This is a genomic window from Paenibacillus sp. FSL L8-0435, from assembly GCF_037965655.1.
In the GTDB taxonomy this organism is placed as follows: Bacteria; Bacillota; Bacilli; order Paenibacillales; family Paenibacillaceae; genus Paenibacillus.
On the sequence record NZ_CP150185.1, the window covers coordinates 1,437,162 to 1,458,910 of the forward strand.

Here is a 21,749-nt window from a genome sequence, read left to right on the forward strand (position 1 = left end):
AGAGATATGAAAGTGGTGAAGATCAAAATGATGGAGGAGGGCTCCGGGCGCACGAGACAAAAGCATGTACGAAGAACGTACGGATTTCTCATTGCTCTGCTGTTGATTGTGATCTGGATTCTGGTCATCTGGTCCATGTCCACGCAATCCTCTCAACAGCAAGACATTCAGCCTTGGCTTCATAAATGGTCCCAAAAATTGCACATCGGTTTTACACTTCCTGATGTGCAATTCACTTACGGGGAGTATGAGTATTCGCTGAAACAGAGGCCGTATGATTTTGCAGAGTTCATCTTTCGCAAGAGTGCGCATTTATTTGTATACGCTGTGCTCGCCGTGCTTGTCTATGGCGGGCTGCGGTACAGAAGAACATCCCTTGTAACCAGTATCGTTTCTGCTCTGGCTGTGGTGTTTGTTATAGCCTCCATTGATGAGTATATTCAACAGTTCAGCCCGGACAGGACAAGCTCGATACGTGATGTTGGAGTGGACTTGCTCGGCGGTTGCTGTGGGATTGCCATATATGCAGGGCTTCAGTCCATGATCCGAAGGATCAGAAAGGAGGGAAAGCGTACTTCCATTCACAGCGAGTGATTTCCCAGGAAATTAGATGTATCGTTCAACTTCTACTTGTCTGCCATCCATCATAAGTATGGAGTAGGACAAGGAGGACTGGACATGCTGCGAAGAAGGAACCGGAATGCTTTGCTCAAAAAGATCGGGTTCATCACGATCATTGTATTATTGCTGTGGTTGATTGCCAGAACCATTCCGTATTTGTTTCAGGCAGATACAACGGATGAAGCTGCTGCTGTTGCCGAAGAGTTCTACAAATATGAGCAGACGGGTGACTTCGGCAGTTCATGGGAACTTTTTCATCCCCTGATGAAAGAGCGGTTTCCCAAGAGTGCTTACGTACAGAACAGAGCACATATATTTATGCAGCACTTTGGCGTGGAAACGTTTGAGTTGGAGATGGAGAAGCCGGAGCGCGAGTTCGATGTAACCGTGATCGATGGCGTTAAGCCATTTTCTGAAGCCTACCGAATTCGGGTCACCCAGAAGTACTCAGGTACCTTTGGCCAATTCGATATTGTGCAGACCTGTTATCTGGTAGAGGATGGCGATGAGTGGACCTTACTCTGGTATTATCCAAATCAGAAAAATGAGGATACCTCGCAGGTCGACAATAGTGACTGATCAAGAAATAATATTAACCCATACATTGAACCGAATTGTATCATTTACCTAACATCTGGCTCCATAAATGCGAGACTTTTGTCGCATTTATGGAGCTTTTTTTGTATTTTGCTTGTTTTTATGGCTTTGAAGCCTTGACATTAGTCCCGGTGTCAAGTAAATTACGAGATAGATACAAAATGTATCAATTTTCAGCGTCTAACGACAAATAACAAGGACTTCTAAGCTCCTTGTGAGGGGAAGGAATATCATTGATCGAAACGGGCCGCTTTTACTGTGTCAGTTGTGGGATGATTGTGTCGGTCACTAGAAGCTCTGTCGAAATGAAGGAAGAGGGCAATGGAGGCAATCACGTATTTCGCACCGGATTCTACCGGAGTGAAATGCCGCTTGGATGCTGTGAAGCGTGTGTAGTTGAAGCGAAACGTCAGGGGAAATCCCAGTTTGCGGGACAATATACTAAAGATTATGATACACTATGTTCATATGAGAAACGGGCATGAATGATGTGCTCGTCCATGAAGGAGGGGATTGAATGCAGCAGGAGCCGGTCGTCCGGATTCAGGGCGTCAGCAAAATCATATCCTCCCGATCATTGGTCAGCGACCTGACTCTGGATATTTCTCCGGGGCAGGTTTTTGGTTTTTTAGGACCTAATGGCGCGGGGAAAACAACAACGATTCGGATGATGGTTGGACTGATGTCCATCAGTAAAGGTGACATTTTCATCTCGGGACACAGTGTGAAGAATGAATTTGAACAGGCGGTAGCCCAGGTAGGAGCTATTGTAGAAAATCCGGAAATGTACAAGTTTCTGACCGGGTACCAGAATCTCGTTCACTTTGCCCGCATGTCGCCGGGAGTTACGAAAGAACGTATTGCGGAAACGATTGAACGTGTGGGGCTTACCGCCCGTATTCACGATAAGGTCAAAACCTATTCACTGGGCATGCGCCAGCGTCTGGGGGTCGCGCAAGCGATATTACATAAACCGAAGCTGCTTGTACTGGATGAGCCGACCAATGGTTTGGACCCGCAGGGTATACGGGAACTGAGAGATTATTTGCGTCAGCTCACCCAAGAGGAAGGTATTACGGTCTTTGTATCCAGTCATTTATTGTCGGAGATGGAGCTGATGTGTGATACAGTGGCCATCATCCAGAACGGCAAGTTGATCGATGTAAGAAACCTTCGGGCTGAAGCCGGTTCGGATGCATTAATCGAAGTTGCTTTTGAGCTGAATGATGCTGACCGCGCTGCGGATCTGATTCAGGGTGCTATCGTGCAGGGCAATGTCCTGGTGATGCGGGTGTCTCGTGAGCAGATTCCGGATATCAATGCCAAGCTGGTTAGTGAAGGGTTTCAGGTATACGGTATTCGTAACGTGACTCACACCCTGGAAGAACAATTCTTGCAAGTCACTGGGGGTGGAGGAATTGGGTAGTTTCGGTAATCTGATATTGAATGAGAATATGAAAATTTTCCGTCGTCCCCGTACCTGGATCATGTTATCGATTCTGGCGCTGATCTCGCTATTAATGCCAGTGTTACTGCGAGAAGGCATGGGGTCCAATGAAGTTTTGTACTGGGAAGCGGCTGTAACGACCATCCAGATTACGTTTTTCCTGAACACGATCTTCTGTGTCGTGATTGCAGCGGAATCGGTTGCGGGCGAATTTACCTGGGGAACCATCAAGCTATTGCTGATCCGTCCATGGTCACGAAGCAAAGTTCTTGCTTCCAAATATCTGACCGTCGTTGGCTTCAGTATTGTCAGTACATTGCTGATCATCGCGATGGCCATGCTAACGTCTTATATCCTTTTCTCGCATGATGCTCCGGGAGGAAGCAGTAGTCCGGCTACGAATGCTCTGACGTTATGGGGATATTTGTACGTTGATCTGTTCATTACGCTTGCGATTGCTTTTATGGTGTCCTCCGTATTTCGTTCAGGTGCACTTGCGATTGGATTATCCCTGTTCATTATGTTCTCACAGAGTATCTTCTCGCTCATATTCAATCCGGTCCGTTATGAGTGGGCCAAGTATGTTCTATTCAACAACATGGATCTGAGCAAATACATGACCTCCGGGGCGGATTTTGCGCTAATGGGTGGCCCGAGTGCAGGAATGACACTAGGTTTCTCCATTGCAGTCCTGGCGGTGTATTACGTTATTTTCATGGTGATTTCCTGGGTTGTATTCAGCAAAAGAGATGTGGCAGGCTAACGCCTGCTTCTTTTTTTTGCTCCAATGTTTGTTTTGGAAAGAAAATAAGTGTATATTCAGCATCGCCTGTGGCATGACTGTCATTTAAGGGTACTTATAAATGACTAGATATACATATGAACGCTCCAGTCAATTTGGCAGAGCAGCGCATGGAGGGATCACGTTTCTTGATAAATAACAAGTTCTACCGCATATGCACAGCGATTATTCTGCTGCTGCTCATCGTGTATCTGGGGGAAAAAGTGAACTTTATTTTCAGCCCCTTGACCTCACTGATTCATATCATCATCATTCCGCTGCTGATTGCTGGTTTCTTCTATTATCTGCTGCGCCCCCTCGTCGATTATATGGAAAGGCATAAGATCAAACGTGCATTGTCAGTTCTGATTATTTATGTCGTAATTGCACTAATCCTTGCAGGTTTTAGTGTGCTTGTATGGCCTTCCCTGCGTGAACAATTGATGAATTTCGTGGAGAATGCTCCAGCGTTGGTTACTTCACTCAGCGATCAGTTGAATGCACTTGAAAAGAGCAATTTTGTGTCCAGATACCTGCCTGATGATTCCAATCTATTCTCACGATTATCCGATGTTCTGAGCCAAGGGATCACACAGGTAACCAATTATGTCTCAGGGTTATTCTCCGTGGTATCCAATCTGGTTATTATCCTGGCAACGTTTCCGATCATGTTGTATTACATGCTCAAGGAAGGCAGCAAGTTTGGAACGAATCTGACTTTATTGCTGCCAAGACATTATCGGAAGGATGGGGAAGAAACCGTCCATGAGATCGATGAAGCACTAAGCAACTATATTGTTGGCCGGGTTATTGTTAATGTAGCCCTGGGGATTTTGATGTACATCGGTTTTCTCATTTTAGGTTTGCCTTACGCATTGCTGCTGACGGTTGTATCCATTATTCTGAACTTCATCCCTTATGTGGGTGCTTTGCTGGCAGCTATTCCGGTTGTCATTGTTGCGTTTATCGAATCACCTTCGATGGCGATCTGGTCACTGGTCATCATTGTAATCGCACAGCAAATCCAGGATAACCTGATCTCACCTTACGTCTATGGCAAGCAGCTCGATATTCATCCACTGACTACCGTTATCCTTTTGCTCGTGGGTGCTGACCTGGGAAATATCTTGGGTATGATCATCGTAATTCCTCTATATATGATTCTGAAAATTATAGTTCGCAAAATCCATTATCGGATTGTTGAAGATAAGACTGAAACTTAAATGGAAGTTGAAATACAACGCTATCATGTGTGCCACTACTAATGTTTGTTATTGAATCACATCGATAAGCTCATCAGGATAAGCCGCATATCAATGGTGAAGGGTCAGGTAAGTTTACCCTCGCCATTGATATGCGGCTTTTTTTCATACATATTGCTCATTCGTGTTATATCTGTTATACTTGATATATAACAGATAACAAAAAGAAGGTGAACCCTTGATTATTCAACTGGATATGCAATCCGAACTTCCCATCTATTCGCAACTTGTTTATCAAATTATTGAAGGCATTGCTAGTGGTGAGTTACAGCTAGGTGAGGCGTTACCTTCGGTTCGGAATTTGGCAGCAGATATCGGTGTTAACCTTCACACCGTCAATAAGGCTTATACCCTACTCAAGCAAGATGGATACATTCTGGTTCATAGACAAAAGGGAGTTGTAGTGAACCCTGATGGAATGCCTGGTTTAACGGATGATTTTTTGAAAAAGCAGCAAAGAGAATTAAGACCGATTATTGCCGAAGCGATCTGTCGCGGAATGACCAAAGAGGAACTATCTGCGGTGTTAGACCAAATGTATGACGATGTAAAGATGGGTCACAACAAAGAATAAAGAATCAAGGGAGTGTGTTATGTATGCAGCTATTTAATATATTACCTATCATTTTAATCTTTGCCCCATTAGCCTTACTTCTATCCTTTGCACCATATCTGACAAGGGAAACCATTAGCTTTGGGGTTACGGTAAGTCAATATAATTACTACACACCCACCTTACGTAAGCTAAGGAGTACGTTTGCTAAAGTAAGTCTGATCGGAAACGGGATGATTATACTTATCTGTCTGTATTTTCTCCGATCAGCTAATGAAGATTCTACTGCAATGATTACCGGTGTTAGTACAATGATATTTATTGTGTACTGGGCAGCACTACACATCTTATTCCATTTCAAGATGAAAAAGATCAAAGGAACACTTACAACTGTAGAAGCACCTCAAAGAGTTAAAATCGATACCACCTTCCGCCAAAATAAACTCACCTATTCCAACTATTGGTTTCTCGTTCACATGGCTATTATTGTAGCTATTGCAATCATTACGATCCTGAATTATAAGGCACTCCCTAACGCCATTCCCATAAAATATGATCTTCAGGGCCATGTCACTTCCAGTGTACCTAAAACCTACCTCTCGGTACTGGCTATTAATCTTGTACAGCTAGGAATCATTGCACTTCTGATGTTGGTGAACTGGAGTATTAAATCAAGCAAACAACAGCTTACTACGTCTAATCCTGGCCAATTTGCTGCTGAGAATATTCAATTCCGCCGTAAATGGTCCCTATTTACGCTTGTAACAGGCTTACTTCTTACCATTTTATTTGCCTTCATTCAGATCAATATGTTCGTCCCTAATCTGGTCTTGTTAACAGCTATTAGCCTCATCACTCCTGTGGTGATCGTATTAGGTGTTGTATGGCTGTCTCTCACAGGCAGACAAGGCGGTGGGAAAATTCGTAATCAACAAAAGGATCACGAACGATCTAAGGAGCAGCCTGTGAATGACGATGATTATTGGAAGCTTGGGTTTATTTACTTCAATGCCAATGATCCTTCTTTAACCATAGAAAAGCGTTATGGAATAGGTTGGACGATTAACTTCGCTCGTCCACTATCTTGGGTCCTGTTGTTATTCATCATTGCTATTGTTGTTATAAGTATAGTTCTGAGCCAATAAATGCTCATAGATCTATGCATATGATAGATAAAATGATTAGGAGGAATTATTACAATGAACAATTGGAAAAAGCTATTACTTTCTCTTACTTTCGTAGGTCTCATCCTTCCGGTGACACCCATCTCAGAAGCTGCTGAAAAATCTGCTGGTAGTGAAAATCTTGTTCCTATTCGTGAGATTGCAGAAAAGAATGGGGCAGAGGTATCTTGGCAACAAAAGACAGGCGAAATCACAATACGAAAAAGTGAGCTTACGATTATAGTTAAGGTAGGAGAGAAACAGGCGATGGTGGATGGGCAAGCCATATCCTTAAACAATCCTGTTCAGTTAACGAAAGGAACTACCTATATGGATGGGGCATTTCTTTCCGAGACGCTGAAGGCAGCACCTGAGGACAGATTCATTTCACTTATTAGTGAGGGCGATGGCAAGGAGGCTGCCAAGTATGTTCATACCTCTGTGAGTGGAGTGTTGTCACCCACGTTGTTGAGCCAGCTGTGGGGAGCTTTAGAAGGACAAAATGGCAAAATTACAAGTGAAGCCATAGCTATGCATGTAGAAAATAATACAGTGCATCGCAATGTTACCTATACGTTCAAAACAGAGCTGACTCGTTTGAATATTACGGTCAGAATGAATCATAACGGACTTGTGGATGATTTGCATATTGCCGCCGCTACGCCAGATGTGTATCAAAAACCAAGCTACGACGACCCATCTGCCTATACAGAACAAGCCATTACGGTTGGTCAGGGTGATTTGGCTTTGCCAGGGACATTAACTTTGCCCAAGGGAGAGGGACCTTTCCCGGTTGTCATTCTGGTACACGGATCTGGGCCTAACAATCAAGATGCTGCCATTGGTGGTGCAAAGCCATTTCGCGATCTTGCGGTAGGTTTAGCTTCACAAGGAGTTGCTGTATTAAGATACGATAAGGTCACGTATGAGCATACCTATAAGGTGGCTTCACAGCCTAAATTCACATTAAAACAAGAGAGCGTAGATCAGGTAAATGATGCAGTGGAATTCCTTAAAAAGAATGCACATATTGATTCTACAGCGATTTTTGTAGCTGGACATAGTCAAGGCGGGTTTGCAATGCCATTAATCATTGCTGAGGATAAACAACATGATATTGCAGGAAGTATTCTACTTGCTGCACCAAGTAGTAGCTTCGTGGATGTGCTTACCGAGCAGCAGGACGAATTGGTAGAGCGGATGAAGCAGCTTGGTTTAGACACGGAGATGATTCAAGGACAAGCCGATTTTTATAAAAATGTGACTGCGATGGTTAAAGATCCAAAATACTCTGTAGATCATCTTCCTGAGGCGTTTCCACTTCAACCTGCTTATTGGTGGTTTGAGCAGAGAGATTATGTGCCTGCGGAACTGGCTAAAACACAAAATAAACCTATGCTTGTTATACAAGGCGAAAATGATGTGCAAGTGTCTATGGATCAATTCCAAACCTGGAAATCGTCGCTTCAAGGTCATTCCAATGTAACGTTCAATAGCTATCCAAAGGTAAATCATCTTTTATCCAGCTATGATGGACTTTCAATCGGTCAAGAGTACGCTGAGCCATCTAATGTCTCCAAAGCCATTATCGATGATATTGCAAAGTGGGTATTAAAATCTAACTAAAAACGGGAGTTCCATTCTTGGTTGAATGATAAATTGGAGAAGTGTCGGATGGGGCGAGATATATAAGAAGAGCACTTACCGATATAGGCAAGTGCTCCTTTTCTTTTTTTACAAATTTGCTTTATTTAGACCAATTGGACTCTTTCTCGTCTTCATCGGTATAATCAGACATGGTCAGTGGTTCCTTGGGAACAACGGCCACTTTGTAGAACCGATTTTTATCTTTTTCCAGCAAAACAAAAATTAGATTCTCGAACTCATATTCTTCCTGTTCGTTCATCTCGGGACGATGGCTGTAGAGCCATCCACCAATGGTGTCCCACTCATCTGCATCCAGGCTGGACATAAACATGTCGTTCACCTTCGATAAGGAAACCTTACCATCCATAATGACATAGTTCTCATTGATGACTTGAATATCTTCCACTTCGTCTGCGTCGAACTCGTCGCGAATCTCACCAACAATCTGCTCAAGTACATCCTCGATGGTTACAATTCCGGAAGTTCCGCCATATTCATCGACCAGCACGGCGATATGTACGCCATCCTTCTGCATTTTCTTGAGCAAGTCCTTCACAGGAGTTGTTTCGTGAACAGCCGATACAGGCTGGATCAGGGAGGATAGATCGACAGGTTCATCGTTTCCGTAAAGTTCCAGGAAGAATTGTTTCGTATTAATGATACCGATGATATCGTCTTTACTCTCATTAACTACCGGAAAACGGGTATATTGTTCCTCACGAATGATCTCCAGGTTTTCCTCATTTGTTCTATTCACATAAAGGCAGACCATATCGGTCCGGGGTACCATGATTTCTTTGGCTAACATCTCATCAAAGGCAAAGATCCGGCTTACATAACCGAACTCGGCTTGGTTGATTTTACCACTTTCAAAGCTCTCATTAATAATGATCTGCAACTCTTCTTCGGAGTGTGCATCTTCATGCTCGGAAGCAGGTTTGATTCCGAACAGTTTCACCAGTTGGTTCGCTGAGCCGTTTAACAGCCAGATAAAAGGATACATAATTCGGTTAAACCAGATGATAGGTGTAGACGTCAGCAGTGCAACAGTCTCGGCTTTCCGGATTGCAATCGTTTTTGGAGCGAGTTCACCAACCACAACATGCAGATACGTGATGGAAGCAAACGCGATAACAAACGATAAGAATGAAGAAACCGCCTCAGGAATTTGCAAGCTTTCAAACACAGGGTGGAGAATCTTCTCTACCGTCGGTTCACCCAGCCAGCCCAGTCCCAGAGATGTGATCGTGATTCCAAGCTGGCAGGCAGACAAATATCCGTCCAGATTGGCAACAGCTTGTTTAACAGCCAGCGCACGCTTGTTTCCTTCTGCAATCATTTGGTCGATCCGGCTCGGTCGAACCCGCACTAGAGCGAATTCCACTGCAACAAAAAACGCCGAAAGTCCTATCAAAAAAGCAACCATTACTAAATTTAACGCATACCTCTCACTTTCCATTCACTGCTCTTCTCCTTTAGGTAATAAGTTTTTAACGATTATTATATCTAATTTTACGTAAGAAGACCACCTCCAGACAAAGAAATGAGGAAGAGTCTGGAAGGTGGAATGAGCAGATTGGCGTCACAAAGCGAATCTGCTCCATCATTAAACTGATATGTAGAAGGTAACACAGTCAAAATATACAATGAACAAAGTAGAAATCTGAATTTCCAGAATCAAGTATTCCGTCTGCTTATGTAAAGTTTTATCTAAGTAAACGTTACGAATAGGGGGTACAATGGGTATCTATGATTAGCTGATTACATAATCGTCAAAGCTGTGTAGGTGAGAGAAGGGCAAGGTCATGAAGCTTGCTACTTGAGGAGGAAGCCAAATGTTCTGGCTGGTCATTATATTACTCGTATTTATTTTCCAGGCAGCCACAATTCTACTGCTGGAATTTCGTAATCCGGCTAAAGCTGTGGCTTGGCTGTTTATTTTGTTCTGCGTGCCTTTGATCGGTTTTGTAGTGTACTATTTCGTAGCGCAGGATTATAACAAACGAAAAAAACTTCGCAAAGGTGGATCGCGGATCTTCCGTGAAATGAAGGAAACGATCTGGGAACAAGCCCACATCATTGGAGATGTCGAACATATGCCTGGTGATCGTTTCAGCCACCAGCATCGATTGTTTAACCTGTTATCCCATCTGTCGGAGAGCCCGATTACAGGTTGTAATAACAGTACGGTGCTCACAAATGGTGAAGAGGCATTTGCGGCAATGCTGAGCGAAATGGAAAAAGCAAAGCACCATCTGCATGTGGAATTTTACATTTTCCGTGATGATGTGATCAGTACGAAGTTTCAGGATGTCATGATTCGCAAGGCACAGGAGGGCGTGAAGGTTCGGTTTATTTGTGACGGTCTCGGCAGTCACAAGATGAGCTGGAGTTTTATCCGCAAACTGCAGGATGCAGGTGTGGAGTTTCATTATTTTCTACCGCCACTGATTGCAACGATTGACCGAAGAGTCAACTACCGGAATCACCGTAAAATTGTTGTTGTGGATGGACAGGTTGGCTTCGTGGGTGGCATTAATGTAGGCGATGATTACCTTGGACGATATCCGGAGGTGGGTTTCTGGCGGGATACACATGTGCAGATTGAGGGAGATGCCGTATATTTCCTGCAAAGTACGTTCCTTAACGACTGGAAATTGGCTTCCGGTGAGCGAATTACCGAACCCCAGCTTGTGGAATTGTTTCCACCTCATATCTGTAGCGGGGAAGAACGAATTCAGATTCTGGCCAGTGGGCCGGATCAGGACTGGGATGCCATTCAGGAAATGTGTTTTGGAGCCATTTCGGTAGCCTGTGACCGGATTTACATTACCACACCTTATTTTATTCCTGATCCTGCCCTGTATGAGGCACTCAAAACAGCCGCTGTCAGTGGCGTTGATGTGAAAATTATCATTCCGTATCAATCCGATTCAAAGCTTGTTCATTTGGCATCCCTTTCATATGTAGAGGAACTTCTGCGAGCAGGTGTTGAGTTCTTCCAATATCGCAAAGGTTTTGTACATGCCAAAGTGATGATTGTGGATGAGTTGCTTGCAACGGTAGGCACGGCCAATATGGATATGCGCAGTTTTTTTTGCAATTTTGAGTTAACGGCTGTCCTGTTCGAGTGCTCTCCGATTCGTCGTTTGATCACTGACTTTGAACGTGATCTCGGGGAATGCAGTCAGATCAATGGGGAGGTATTTCAGAGGCGTTCACGACGGCAAAAAGGCGCAGAAATGCTTTCTCGGATGCTTTCTCCGCTTCTTTAGGCGATTTAGGGCAGATTTCTGAGGATAAGTTCACTTTTTGTGAATTTATCTTCTTTTTGCTAAGTATTTTGCGCAAATTTGATCTTTTATGATATAATAGATATATAATTTATGTCTTGGTGAAGGAGGGGAGTCTGCGGGAAAACAGGCTCCCTTTTGCTCTCTTTTGAAAGTGCAAACCGGGATGAAGACCATTTTGAATCCATTTTATATCGCCTTTAGATGCTTGTGCTTGTATAGCCAGGGTACATGTAGAACAGCAGTTTGCTGTTTTCTAGATGTAGATTCACCCTGAGTATTTAAATGATTTATAAAATGGATTCACACACTGATTTAACGGGGGGGATACCATGTCCAATGTAACGGTGAAAGAACTAACAGCCAAGCCAGCTGACCGCGGGGTCAAAAGCTCGGTGTTTACATTAAAGCTGCTGCAACGTATTGTGATGATTCTGATTGGTGCTGCACTAATGGCTGTATCACTTGAAATATTCCTTGTGCCCAATGGCGTAATTGATGGGGGAATTACAGGTATTTCGATTATGGTGTCAGAGCTAACACATCTGCCACTCGGAGTATTCCTGACCTTGCTCAACTTGCCATTCCTGATTCTGGGATACAAGCAGATTGGTAAAACATTTGCGTTATCCACGCTGCTTGGGATCGTGGTGATGTCCATCGGGACTGCGTTGTTGCACCGCGTGCCTGCATTAACACCAGGAGAGCCATTGCTCGGAGCCGTATTCGGCGGATTGATCCTGGGTGTGGGGGTTGGACTCGTGATTCGTTCAGGTGGTTCACTGGATGGTACGGAGATTGTCGCCATCTTGCTGAGTGAGAAATCACCGTTGTCTGTAGGACAGATCGTATTGTTCATTAACGTGTTTATTTTCGCAGGTGCAGGATTTGTATTCGGCTGGCCGAACGCCCTGTATTCCATGATTGCATATTATATTGCGATGAAGATGATTGATATTGTGAATGAGGGACTTGACCAGTCCAAATCAGTATGGATCATTAGTGATAAATATCGTGATATCGGTTCAGCCCTGACAGACCGTCTTGGTCGTGGTGTAACTTTCCTGGATGGAGAGGGCGGATTCAGCGGGGACGAGAAAAAGATCATCTTTGTCGTGATCACCCGTTTGGAAGAAGCGAAGCTTAAGACCATCGTTGAAGATTGGGACCCGCAAGCCTTTGTGGCTATCGGTAACATTCATGATGTGAAGGGCGGACGTTTCAAGAAAAAAGGTATCCATTAGCGATTGATATACGCATGAATGATAATAGCCGACACCCTTGTGATGAGGGAGTCGGCTATTTTTTCTTCAAATGTTTGAGAATGAGCTCCACCGGTTGGGGTTCAACAGCTGCGATTAAATCACCGGTTTGGTTCAAGCGTTCAATAATGTTCATCAGATGGTAATCCTGGATGGAGACGTTGCTTCTAACCTCGTCCCAGGTAAGGGGTGTAGAGACAGTGGCCCCGGATTTGGCACGTGGTGTATAGGGAGCGGCAAGGGTCTTGCCTCCATAATGCTGGAGATAGTCAAAATAAATGCGGTCTCCACGGTCCTTTTTGAGTCGTTCCAGTGTGAACAGATCCGGGTGCTTCTGAGTGACATATTTACCCACAAAATAACCGATCTCTCTCAATTCATCAAAGGTTACTCCTTGCACAATGGGAACGATGATTTGAACTCCTGTTGCGCCCGAAGTTTTGGGAATAGACCTCAGACCAAGGGAAGTCAGGGTTTCGCCAACGATGAGTGCAGCATGCATGATCCGCGGTTCATGTTCCTGAGAGGGGTCCAGATCAATCATCCATTCACTGGGCAGATGGCTTCCCACAGTATGCAGAGAAGGATGAAATTCAAGTGCGGCCAGATTGCCAAGCCATAACAATTCCGGAAGTCCATTCATGACCACATAGCGGATGCCGTCGTGAACTTCAGTCCGCACATAATCTGGTATAGGCTCAGGGGCATTCTTTTGATAGAAAAATGTCCCTCCAGCGCCGTGGGGATATCTTATCGTGGTGAGAAGTCGATTGCTCGTATACGTGAGCAGATAAGGAGCCAGAGCGGCCAGCTTTTGCAGATAGATGGCTTTGGTGACACCCGCATCCGGCCATAACAGCTTGTCCGGATTCGTTACCGTCAGTTCTGTGCCTTCTATTATGATGGTTCCCTGGATCTTGGGGGCCATATGTAACACCTCCTATACGTGTAATCAATCTTGGACTGAGTCATTGAAGAAGCTGGTTCGCCAGACAATCCTCACGGGTTACATCCGCGAAGGTCTGAATACTGGGATGGCGTAGAGTGTGATGATGAGTCAACTCCATATATTGCACTTTGACTCCTATTCGCGGTTCCACCCAGGTGGTCTCTGCACTGCGCTCGGGTACATTATGGAACGGTCTGTCCTGTCTGATCAAAGGCTCGACTTGATGGGTGAGTTCCCGCCACGTATTGGAGTTCAATTTGCCAGTCCCGACATGACCAATATAGACAAAATTAGGCCCATCATATACACCGACCGCGACGGCATTCACAATACCGCTCCGGTACGTGACTCCCCCGATCATGGCATATACATCATGCATGATTTTGACTTTCTGCCAGCGCTGGTCCTTGCCCTGTATGCCATAACTGCTGGTGAGATCCTTGCAGACAATGCCTTCCATCTGATGTTGTCTCATGACCGTAAGCAGGGAAGAGGCATCCAGCGTATTGGTGACCTCCTGAACATGGGGAGCGGTGTTAAGGACCTCGTGCAACAGGCGCTGTCGATCTGCCAAAGGCTGATCCGTCACCCATTTCCCCTCATAGAACAGGATATCAAATACCATATATGTGACCGGAATCTGATGTATGGCTTGGGCGATACCTTCGGGTCTGCTCATCCGATCCCGCCGAAGAACATGATAAAACGAAGGTTTTCCGGTGTCTGGGTCCAGCGCAATAACTTCTCCATCCAAAATATAAGAGGAGCCTGAACATAAATTGCGTGGTGTTACCAGCTCGGGATACTGTGCGGTTCGATCATGTAATCTGCGATTCACCAGGCGCAGCTCATGCCCGTCCTCATAGGCAAGCATGCGGACTCCATCCCACTTGACCTGGGCAATCCATTGCGGTCCTGTGGGTAAGGTATCTCTGGAGATGGGTTCGAATGGAATCAACGGTTTGAACATGGGGTACTCCTTTCTTGTCCGGAGCATTAGAGAAACGAACGCCCTAAACATCATGCGTCTTTTCGATCTCCATATTTTTTGAATTTAACTTGTCGGAGTAGTCGTTAGGATGCACTAATATGGACGGTCTTATAAAAAGCGAATGAAAAAGCCCGGGTATCCGATCTCTCTGTGATGTGGAGAAATCAGGTACTCGGGCTTATGTTATGAAATTATCCATAATGATCGTGTGTGTCCTAACAAAATCAATTGGCAGCGGTTAGACGTACACGGATGTTCTGTGGGTCTACCGTAAACCAGGCATCCTCCACTTGTGTAACGACTGCACCGGAATGACGCAATTGTTCAAGTGCCTGATCCAATTGTTCCTTTGAGGCGTACACAATGGTGAAGTAGTCAATTCCTGTAGCGTTATCTGGATTAGCAGGTGCATTCACTCCTGCCCAGATATTAAGTCCCAGATGGTGATGATAACCCCCAGCGGAAACAAACAGCGCAGACATGTTGGCGAAGTTGCCCACGATATCAAAACCGAGTATGCCGGTGTAATAGTTGCGGGCTTCTTCCAGGCTGCGGACGTGGAAATGTACATGACCAATAACGGTGCCAGCAGGCAGGCCATGCCAAGGTTCATTCTCCGATATGGCAAACAGGCTTTCCACATCTACAGGATCACTTGCCATTACGTAGTTATTGTCGCTATCCCGTTTCCAGGTATCACGTGCACGGTCCGCATAGATTTCAATTCCGTTCTGATCGGGATCGGAGATATAGAAAGCTTCGCTGACCAAGTGATCACCTTGGCCGATATCGATGCCGGATGCAGCCAGATTACGAAGAGCAAGACCAAGGGACTTGCGGTCCGGCAGCAAGATGGCGAAATGATACAAGCCAGCGTGTGAGCGTTCCGGCAGGGTAATTCCATCCGTGAGCTCTTCCAATCGCAGCAGGGACTGTTTTCCGTCGGCTGTCAACGTAGCCACTTTGCCACTCCGCTCAAGTAATTTTAATCCAACCACATCGGTATAGAACTTAATTGAACGCTCCAGGTTCATAATTCGGAGACTCACTTCACCCAGATGGGTTGTGGCAGGGATTTGATACGTTGTATTCATGATGGTTTCCTCCTGAGAATAGATAATATGGGTTCTCGTTTGATTGTGTATATGCGTTGAAAACGGATTATTTAATTGCATACTGTTGAAGCAGAATTAGAGGGTGACTGTATATTCATAAATAAGTTACTTTTCATAAGTTAATATAAAATATAAATCAGCTTTCGTCAATCGCATTTTGGAATTATAACTGGAGTTTTATTGACTAGTACTGCTTCAATCGTTCTGTAAAACAAAAAAATCCGACTGTGAAGCCGGATCGGAGTAGACCTCGTTACATGAGTCATATAACGGAATCGGTCTTGCCTTAGCGACATTCAAACTTTTGGTTTGGGTGTCGCCTTTTTTCTTTTGGCTGGTGCAGCAGGTGTATCGGATTCTCCTCCGGCAACCGCTTGAGCAGGTGTTTTTCGCGGTGCACGTTTCTTAGGCTTGGCCGTTGTTGTCCCAGGGTCAGCCGGAATAGGCTTCACAGCCTCGATACTTGCCTGCAAGGCAGCCATCAAATCCATCACATTGGCTTCAGGTTTGGCTGGAGCAATCTTGATTTCTTCGCCTGCCACTTTGTGCTGAATAAGATCCAGCAGTTTGCTGCGATAGTCATCGGTGTATTTACCGGGTTCAAAAGGTGTGGACAATTGATCAATCAGCAACTTTGCCATCGTGAGTTCCTTTTCATTCACGTTCTGCACTTCAGGCAAGTTGGGCACCTGGGAGACAGGACGAATCTCGTCCGGATAGAAAATCGTCTCCATGGAGAGGCAATCTTCCAGCACACGTATGGCAGCCAGACTGCTTTTGGAGCGAATGGAGATTTTGGCGATCCCAATTTTGCCGGTATCTCGCATCGCGTTCATCAACAACTGGTAGGCATTTCCCCCAGCCTGATCGGGCGATAGGTAATATGTTTTCTGAAAATAGATCGGATCAATCTCAGTCAAGTCGACAAAATCCAGTATGGTAATGGTTTTGCTGGTGGAATCATTCAACGCTTCCAATTCATCTTTCTCGAAGAGAACAAACTTTCCTTTTTCATATTCATAGCCTTTGGTGATCTCTTCCCACTTCACGTCCACTTCACAGGAGGGGCATTGACGAACATAAGCGAGTGGGCTGCCGCAGACTTTATGGATATAACGCATGGAGATGTCTTTGTCTTCGGTAGCCGAGAACATTTTGACAGGGACATGCACAAGGCCAAAACTGATTGCGCCTTTCCAGACGGTATGCATAGATCGGCTCCTTTCAAAAGGTTGTTCAAAAATTTCCGCTTTTGATTACGAATCATGCCTAGCGGCATGATCAGCATCGAATATGAAATTCAGCCGAAATGTCCGTTGCTCACGTAGTTTGCCTACGCTCCGCTACTCCATTTCTAGCTTTATTCCATCTTCTCGGTACTGAAAACCGGACTTTTTGAACACGGATTATATTCAATAGTATGGGCATCTGGTGCGAGGGATAATCGTCTTGTAGACGAACGAATTCGTATGGTTCGGCGAGACTCGGGGATGATAACAGAAACTTGTTTGGATTCCGACAGGAAGACGAGCATGGGATAGGTAGTTATTCTCGCAGCACATATGCCGGGAGGTGCAATATTGAAGAACAGACGTGATGAGGAAGAAGCACACAAGCATGCATTTTCTCCATATCCTCTTGCCGAAGCCGAAAGTGCTGAAGAATTCTATACACCTGCTACAGCTGTAAACTGGGAAGCGGTCACTTCGGAAGAATTGCCCCTTGATCGGGAGTCGTTCATGCTCGACATTGACCGGATGGTGAATGAAGGGTTAGGCGGGGGACAGGTTACGGAAGATAACGGTTATATTGGTGATAGCACAACAGACACCATGATTAGGGAAGACCACGAAGATCCGGAAGGGGAGTATGAATAAGATGATGGATGCAAAGCGGGCCAAAGCGATCTATGATTCGAAGGATACTATTGCTGTTACGCTGGAAGGTGATCCGGTCTGGATCGAGAGTGTGGATGAAGCCAATGGCATGGCAACCGTTCAGGTGGGCAGTAACCCGGGAAATACCCATACGGTACGTGTGGATCGTTTGGAGGAGTAGATACAAGTAGTATAGTTATTGAGGGATTTGAGAATGAATAAAAGCTGAAATTTATGCATAACACGGCCGGTACCGAGAGGTGCCGGTTTTTGGTTTTTCCTAGTGGGTGTCTGAAACTTCGAAGGAAGCGAGTTTTGTGACACGTCTAATAATGCATGTTATATTTCCGCTTGCCTCCTTGGATGTTGCGGGGGAAGAAAGGGACCGATATAATAAGGTTCAAAGTGAACTCAGGCGGCTGGACCGCCAAAGGTGGGGCGAATATTGAATCAGACGCACGAGCAGTGGGTGTATCAATCCCATGGCATTGCAGATACAGAAGCACTCGCTTCCGCACTCGCCAGACAGGCAAACGCCGGCATGGTGGTTGCTTTGGATGGTGATCTGGGCGCGGGTAAAACGGCATTTTCACAGAAATTTGCCTGGCATTTGGGTGTACGTGATGTGGTAAGCAGTCCCACATTCACGCTAATTAAGGAGTACGAAGGGCGTTTGCCTTTATATCACATGGATGTATATCGCATATCGCTGGAAGAAGCGGATGAGCTTGGACTTGATGAATATTTCTATGGAGCCGGAGTCAGTCTGGTGGAGTGGTCGAGTATCATTCCCGAATTGCTGCCGCAAGAGCATTTGCATGTGCAGATTGAAACAACGGGCCTGGAGGATCGAACGATTACACTGGATGGGTACGGCGAGACTTATGCAGCCATGTGCCGACAGTTCAGACAGAATGGGGTCAAATGATGATGGAAGATTTACAAAAAGAGCCGCGTCAGCGGTTTTTGGCGTTGGATACATCCACCGCAGTGATGGCAGCTGCGATGATGGAAGATCATGCGCTTCTGGAAGAACGCAATGAACGGGCTGAGCGCAACCATTCGGTACACGTTGTACCGGTGATGGAGCAGCTGCTGGCCGCCAGCAACACACAGCCAGGGCAACTTGACGGCATTGCCGTTGGCGTTGGCCCAGGCTCGTACACGGGCATCCGCATTGCGGTGACCGCGGCGAAGACACTGGCCTGGGCGTGGGACATCCCCGTAGCCGGGGTGTCCAGCCTTCAGGCCATCGCCTGGGGCGGCTGGCACAGCGGCCTTGCCGCCAAGGCAGAAGCTGCGGCAGAGGATGCCGCAGCAGGGGCTGGCGGAACGCCATCCGTGGACCAGGGCAGCACAGGTGCTGCCCCTGTCCACTGGATCGTTCCGCTTGTGGATGCACGGCGCGGTCAAGCGTGCACCGCGCTGTTTGCCTCCGCCGGGAGCGATGCGCCCCGGCGTCTGGCGCCTGATGCCATCCGCAAGATGGACGGATGGCTGGAAGCCCTTGCCGCCCGCATGGCGGAGACGGCGCCGGAAGAGCGGCCCGCAGCCGTCTGGATCGTCGGCGAGACGGGCCCTCATGCTGCGGCAGTGGCGGAGCTTCGCTGCCCCGCAGGAACGGCGCTCCAGCTCGTACCTTATGAGCTGGAAGGCCGCTGGGTTGGGCGCCTTGGCGCCGCCGCGCTGCTTACAGGTCAGCGTGATGACGTACATGCGCTGGTGCCGAACTACACCCAGTTGTCTGAAGCGGAAGCCAATCTGCTGCGCAAAGGCTAAAAGAGGTTGTTCAAAAAGTCCGCTTTTGATTACGAAAGATACCTGGTGGCATCATCAGCATCGAATATGGAATTCAGCCGAAATAAGCGGGAGGCTTACGAAGTATGTTTCCTTTGGAAACATTGTAGTTGCTCACGTAGTTTACCCTACGCTCCGCTACTCCATTTCTAGCTTCATCCCATCTTCTCGGTACTGAAAACCGGTCTTTTTGAACACGCACTAAAGGGGGAGGGGAAGCAGATGGACAATGTGGCGAATAATAAGCAGGAAGCAACGCTTCAGTTCAGGTTCATGACACTCGCGGATATTCCCGATGTGATGGAGATTGAACATGAGGCCTTTACCCTGCCCTGGACGGAAGAAGCATTTCAAAATGAATTGACACACAATCATTTTGCTAAATATATGGTGATGGAATTGGAAGGCAAGGCCATTGGCTATGCAGGTATGTGGACAATCATGGATGAAGCCCATATTACCAATATTGCAGTCAGAGGCGCGTACCGTGGACGCAAGCTTGGCGAAAAGTTACTGGATGAATTAATGAGCACAGCGGCTTATCTCGGGATGGAACGAATGACGCTGGAGGTCAGAGTCTCGAACAGCATTGCTCAGCGTTTATATCAGAAAAAAGGGTTTGAATCGGCGGGTCTTCGTAAAGGGTATTACTCCGATAATGGGGAAGATGCGATGATTATGTGGGCGAACTTGCCGTCTGCAGGCCGGAGCGGCGAAGAGGAAGGAAGCGTACTGGATTCATGAACGAAATTAATGAAAAAATAAATTCTGCACCATCCTACATTTTGGCGGTGGAGACAAGCTGTGATGAAACATCGGTAGCAGTAGTCAAAGATGGACGGGAAGTGCTGTCCAATCTGATCTCTAGTCAGATCGAGACGCATAAGGCATTTGGTGGTGTGGTACCTGAAGTGGCTTCACGTAAACACGTTGAAGTCATTACGATGATGCTGGAACAAGCGATCGAACAGTCCGGCATTCGTCCGCGTGATCTAAGTGCAATTGCCGTGACGCAAGGTCCGGGGCTGGTCGGTGCACTCTTGGTAGGAATCGTTGCGGCCAAAACGATGGCGATGGCGCTGGGCAAACCGCTCATTGGCACACATCACATTGCGGGGCATATCTATGCCAACCGACTTACTCATGAACTGCAATATCCAGCGATGGCACTGGTCGTATCTGGTGGACATACAGAACTCGTGCATATGGAATCCGAGGGTAAGTTCAAACTGATTGGTCGTACACGTGATGATGCCGTAGGCGAAGCGTATGACAAAGTAGCACGTGCACTGGGTTGTCCTTATCCGGGAGGCCCGCATGTGGACCGGATGGCGTCTGAAGCGGAGGATGTGGTGCCATTACCACGGGTATGGCTGGAAGCAGGTTCGTACGATTTCAGTCTCAGTGGTCTGAAGTCTGCTGTACTGAATGTACTCAACCAAGCCAAAATGCGCGGAGAAACCTTGGAGCCGTCTGCGGTTGCACGTGGTTTCCAGGAAGCTGTTGTTGAAGTGTTGGTGGAGAAAGCCGTTAGAGCAGTTCGTGAATATGGTTCACGTCAACTGTTATTATGCGGTGGTGTTGCAGCTAACCGGGGGTTACGCTCGGCATTACAGGAGCGATGCACGAAGGAAGGGCTTGAACTGTTAATCCCGCCAATGGAATATTGTACAGATAATGCGGCCATGATTGGAGCGGCTGCGTATCTGAAATGGCAGCGGGGAGAAATTGCTGAATTTGATGCGAAGGCAGATCCGGGACTTTCCCTGGAGGAATGGTCCGTTCAGTCCGTATAGGCAAGCAGTTTGAGATTAAGAGTTGACAACAGGGACGTAAAGAATGTATATTTAGTTACAAATTTAAACAGGAATTCAGATTCCTGAACTGATAAACGCGATGAACAGGAATAGTAAGGTCATTCCCGGTCTTAGAGAGCTGCGGTATGGTGCAACGCAGTCGAAGGAAACCTGAAACTCACCTGGAAGCGGAACGATGGAACACGGTGACTCCCCGGGAGAATCCGAAGGCCGATCATGGCCCAAAGTACATGGTTACGGGTTGCCTCCGTGAATGGGCCGTTGTTGGTAGGACCGTTATTACAAGGATCAACTGACGATAACTGAGGGGGCTTTCAGGCTGCTTCAAGTGATCCGGATATGCGAAAGCATTCAGGGGTTGTCTTGAATGAACAGGAAGGAAGTCAACAAGAGTGGTACCGCGAAGGTGAACAGCCTGTCGTCTCTTGCATTATTGCATGAGGTGGCAGGCTTTTTTGATTTTCAAAATAAGAATGAATGAAGTTAGGTCATATTATAAATGTGATGAACGGGAGCAGTAGAACGATAAAGCGCTCAGAGAGCTGCGGGGTGGTGCGACGCAGTGGCTGGAATCCTT

Annotated in this window: 22 protein-coding genes and 2 other annotated features (1 of these 24 only partly in view); of the genes, 17 read left to right on the forward strand and 5 right to left on the reverse strand. The window is 46.3% G+C overall.

Features of this window, described 5'->3' with window-relative positions; all coding sequences use genetic code 11:
* Nucleotides 1-6: 6 nt before the first annotated feature.
* The 9 genes from NST33_RS06410 (at nucleotide 7) to NST33_RS06450 (ending at nucleotide 8,050) form a co-directional block, all read left to right on the forward strand.
* A complete protein-coding gene (locus NST33_RS06410; protein WP_221819124.1) occupies nucleotides 7-594 on the forward strand; it encodes a VanZ family protein in 588 nt (195 codons plus the stop codon).
* Between the two features lie 84 nt (nucleotides 595-678).
* Nucleotides 679-1,200, forward strand: a complete 522-nt coding sequence (locus NST33_RS06415) for a hypothetical protein (RefSeq protein WP_221819125.1) — start codon at nucleotides 679-681, stop codon at nucleotides 1,198-1,200.
* A 251-nt stretch (nucleotides 1,201-1,451) separates the two neighbouring features.
* On the forward strand, nucleotides 1,452-1,703 hold the full coding sequence (locus tag NST33_RS06420; RefSeq protein WP_143760279.1) for a hypothetical protein: 252 nt from the start codon (nucleotides 1,452-1,454) through the stop codon (nucleotides 1,701-1,703).
* A gap of 32 nt (nucleotides 1,704-1,735) precedes the next feature.
* On the forward strand, nucleotides 1,736-2,644 hold the full coding sequence (locus tag NST33_RS06425; protein ID WP_221819126.1) for an ABC transporter ATP-binding protein: 909 nt from the start codon (nucleotides 1,736-1,738) through the stop codon (nucleotides 2,642-2,644).
* The gene (locus NST33_RS06430) at nucleotides 2,637-3,428 is read left to right on the forward strand and encodes a DUF2705 family protein (protein WP_036668933.1); all 792 of its coding nucleotides are present in this window, start codon (nucleotides 2,637-2,639) and stop codon (nucleotides 3,426-3,428) included. The genes NST33_RS06425 and NST33_RS06430 overlap by 8 nt, the downstream gene beginning before the upstream one ends.
* Nucleotides 3,429-3,595: 167 nt before the next feature.
* Complete coding sequence (locus NST33_RS06435) at nucleotides 3,596-4,669, forward strand: AI-2E family transporter (protein WP_260632581.1); 1,074 nt, start codon at nucleotides 3,596-3,598, stop codon at nucleotides 4,667-4,669.
* Nucleotides 4,670-4,886: 217 nt separating this feature from the next.
* The gene (locus tag NST33_RS06440; protein WP_036611299.1) at nucleotides 4,887-5,282 is read left to right on the forward strand and encodes a GntR family transcriptional regulator; all 396 of its coding nucleotides are present in this window, start codon (nucleotides 4,887-4,889) and stop codon (nucleotides 5,280-5,282) included.
* 23 nt (nucleotides 5,283-5,305) lie between these two features.
* Nucleotides 5,306-6,406 carry a DUF5808 domain-containing protein gene (locus tag NST33_RS06445; RefSeq protein ID WP_221819127.1) on the forward strand — a complete coding sequence of 367 codons (1,101 nt, stop codon included), beginning with the start codon at nucleotides 5,306-5,308 and terminating at the stop codon, nucleotides 6,404-6,406.
* Between the two features lie 54 nt (nucleotides 6,407-6,460).
* Nucleotides 6,461-8,050: a stalk domain-containing protein gene (locus NST33_RS06450; RefSeq protein WP_339307255.1), complete on the forward strand. Its 1,590-nt coding sequence runs from the start codon at nucleotides 6,461-6,463 to the stop codon at nucleotides 8,048-8,050.
* 121 nt (nucleotides 8,051-8,171) lie between these two features.
* Here the strand turns inward: NST33_RS06450 and NST33_RS06455 are convergent, their stop codons facing one another.
* Entirely contained in the window at nucleotides 8,172-9,530 is a 1,359-nt protein-coding gene (locus NST33_RS06455; protein WP_076209623.1) for a hemolysin family protein, read from the reverse strand.
* A gap of 376 nt (nucleotides 9,531-9,906) precedes the next feature.
* Here NST33_RS06455 and cls point away from each other — a divergent pair, with 376 nt between their 5' ends.
* Nucleotides 9,907-11,346 carry a cardiolipin synthase gene (gene cls, locus NST33_RS06460; protein WP_221819129.1) on the forward strand — a complete coding sequence of 480 codons (1,440 nt, stop codon included), beginning with the start codon at nucleotides 9,907-9,909 and terminating at the stop codon, nucleotides 11,344-11,346.
* A gap of 350 nt (nucleotides 11,347-11,696) precedes the next feature.
* Nucleotides 11,697-12,608 carry a YitT family protein gene (locus NST33_RS06465; RefSeq protein ID WP_076209625.1) on the forward strand — a complete coding sequence of 304 codons (912 nt, stop codon included), beginning with the start codon at nucleotides 11,697-11,699 and terminating at the stop codon, nucleotides 12,606-12,608.
* A 55-nt stretch (nucleotides 12,609-12,663) separates the two neighbouring features.
* On the opposite strand, the gene ligD is transcribed toward NST33_RS06465, so the two are convergent.
* The 4 genes from ligD to NST33_RS06485 form a co-directional block, all read right to left on the reverse strand.
* Complete coding sequence (gene ligD / locus NST33_RS06470) at nucleotides 12,664-13,554, reverse strand: non-homologous end-joining DNA ligase (protein WP_339307257.1); 891 nt, start codon at nucleotides 13,552-13,554, stop codon at nucleotides 12,664-12,666.
* 40 nt (nucleotides 13,555-13,594) lie between these two features.
* The gene (locus NST33_RS06475) at nucleotides 13,595-14,545 is read right to left on the reverse strand and encodes an RNA ligase family protein (RefSeq protein ID WP_339307259.1); all 951 of its coding nucleotides are present in this window, start codon (nucleotides 14,543-14,545) and stop codon (nucleotides 13,595-13,597) included.
* Between the two features lie 245 nt (nucleotides 14,546-14,790).
* Nucleotides 14,791-15,660, reverse strand: a complete 870-nt coding sequence (locus tag NST33_RS06480; protein ID WP_339307261.1) for a VOC family protein — start codon at nucleotides 15,658-15,660, stop codon at nucleotides 14,791-14,793.
* Between the two features lie 317 nt (nucleotides 15,661-15,977).
* Entirely contained in the window at nucleotides 15,978-16,892 is a 915-nt protein-coding gene (locus NST33_RS06485; protein ID WP_017690092.1) for a Ku protein, read from the reverse strand.
* Nucleotides 16,893-17,261: 369 nt separating this feature from the next.
* Between NST33_RS06485 and NST33_RS06490 the strand changes: the two genes are divergently transcribed.
* From NST33_RS06490 to tsaD, 6 genes are all read left to right on the forward strand, one after another.
* On the forward strand, nucleotides 17,262-17,558 hold the full coding sequence (locus NST33_RS06490) for a hypothetical protein (protein WP_186327780.1): 297 nt from the start codon (nucleotides 17,262-17,264) through the stop codon (nucleotides 17,556-17,558).
* Between the two features lie 4 nt (nucleotides 17,559-17,562).
* Nucleotides 17,563-17,739 (forward strand): H-type small acid-soluble spore protein, encoded by a 177-nt coding sequence (locus tag NST33_RS06495; protein WP_145321463.1) that lies wholly within the window; start codon nucleotides 17,563-17,565, stop codon nucleotides 17,737-17,739.
* Between the two features lie 264 nt (nucleotides 17,740-18,003).
* Entirely contained in the window at nucleotides 18,004-18,486 is a 483-nt protein-coding gene (tsaE, locus tag NST33_RS06500) for a tRNA (adenosine(37)-N6)-threonylcarbamoyltransferase complex ATPase subunit type 1 TsaE (RefSeq protein ID WP_211084337.1), read from the forward strand.
* A complete protein-coding gene (gene tsaB, locus NST33_RS06505; RefSeq protein WP_339307263.1) occupies nucleotides 18,483-19,337 on the forward strand; it encodes a tRNA (adenosine(37)-N6)-threonylcarbamoyltransferase complex dimerization subunit type 1 TsaB in 855 nt (284 codons plus the stop codon). The genes tsaE and tsaB overlap by 4 nt, the downstream gene beginning before the upstream one ends.
* A gap of 240 nt (nucleotides 19,338-19,577) precedes the next feature.
* Nucleotides 19,578-20,099 carry a ribosomal protein S18-alanine N-acetyltransferase gene (gene rimI / locus NST33_RS06510; protein ID WP_036668955.1) on the forward strand — a complete coding sequence of 174 codons (522 nt, stop codon included), beginning with the start codon at nucleotides 19,578-19,580 and terminating at the stop codon, nucleotides 20,097-20,099.
* Nucleotides 20,096-21,151 (forward strand): tRNA (adenosine(37)-N6)-threonylcarbamoyltransferase complex transferase subunit TsaD, encoded by a 1,056-nt coding sequence (tsaD, locus tag NST33_RS06515; protein WP_339307265.1) that lies wholly within the window; start codon nucleotides 20,096-20,098, stop codon nucleotides 21,149-21,151. The genes rimI and tsaD overlap by 4 nt, the downstream gene beginning before the upstream one ends.
* 91 nt (nucleotides 21,152-21,242) lie before the next feature.
* Nucleotides 21,243-21,601, forward strand: a binding site (T-box leader).
* Between the two features lie 66 nt (nucleotides 21,602-21,667).
* Nucleotides 21,668-21,749 (forward strand) — a binding site (T-box leader); it runs 256 nt beyond the window's last position.

What these genes read in the sequence shown, in the direction of transcription:
- NST33_RS06480 (WP_339307261.1), bottom strand. Translation starts at nt 15,660, where the DNA reads ATGAATACAACGTATCAAATCCCTGCCACAACCCATCTGGGTGAAGTG.
- cls (WP_221819129.1), top strand. Translation starts at nt 9,907, where the DNA reads ATGTTCTGGCTGGTCATTATATTACTCGTATTTATTTTCCAGGCAGCC.
- NST33_RS06475 (WP_339307259.1), bottom strand. Translation starts at nt 14,545, where the DNA reads ATGTTCAAACCGTTGATTCCATTCGAACCCATCTCCAGAGATACCTTA.
- rimI (WP_036668955.1), top strand. Translation starts at nt 19,578, where the DNA reads ATGGACAATGTGGCGAATAATAAGCAGGAAGCAACGCTTCAGTTCAGG.
- NST33_RS06450 (WP_339307255.1), top strand. Translation starts at nt 6,461, where the DNA reads ATGAACAATTGGAAAAAGCTATTACTTTCTCTTACTTTCGTAGGTCTC.
- NST33_RS06415 (WP_221819125.1), top strand. Translation starts at nt 679, where the DNA reads ATGCTGCGAAGAAGGAACCGGAATGCTTTGCTCAAAAAGATCGGGTTC.
- NST33_RS06495 (WP_145321463.1), top strand. Translation starts at nt 17,563, where the DNA reads ATGGATGCAAAGCGGGCCAAAGCGATCTATGATTCGAAGGATACTATT.
- ligD (WP_339307257.1), bottom strand. Translation starts at nt 13,554, where the DNA reads ATGGCCCCCAAGATCCAGGGAACCATCATAATAGAAGGCACAGAACTG.
- tsaD (WP_339307265.1), top strand. Translation starts at nt 20,096, where the DNA reads ATGAACGAAATTAATGAAAAAATAAATTCTGCACCATCCTACATTTTG.
- NST33_RS06410 (WP_221819124.1), top strand. Translation starts at nt 7, where the DNA reads ATGAAAGTGGTGAAGATCAAAATGATGGAGGAGGGCTCCGGGCGCACG.
- NST33_RS06445 (WP_221819127.1), top strand. Translation starts at nt 5,306, where the DNA reads ATGCAGCTATTTAATATATTACCTATCATTTTAATCTTTGCCCCATTA.
- NST33_RS06455 (WP_076209623.1), bottom strand. Translation starts at nt 9,530, where the DNA reads ATGGAAAGTGAGAGGTATGCGTTAAATTTAGTAATGGTTGCTTTTTTG.
- NST33_RS06425 (WP_221819126.1), top strand. Translation starts at nt 1,736, where the DNA reads ATGCAGCAGGAGCCGGTCGTCCGGATTCAGGGCGTCAGCAAAATCATA.
- NST33_RS06485 (WP_017690092.1), bottom strand. Translation starts at nt 16,892, where the DNA reads ATGCATACCGTCTGGAAAGGCGCAATCAGTTTTGGCCTTGTGCATGTC.
- tsaB (WP_339307263.1), top strand. Translation starts at nt 18,483, where the DNA reads ATGATGATGGAAGATTTACAAAAAGAGCCGCGTCAGCGGTTTTTGGCG.
- NST33_RS06465 (WP_076209625.1), top strand. Translation starts at nt 11,697, where the DNA reads ATGTCCAATGTAACGGTGAAAGAACTAACAGCCAAGCCAGCTGACCGC.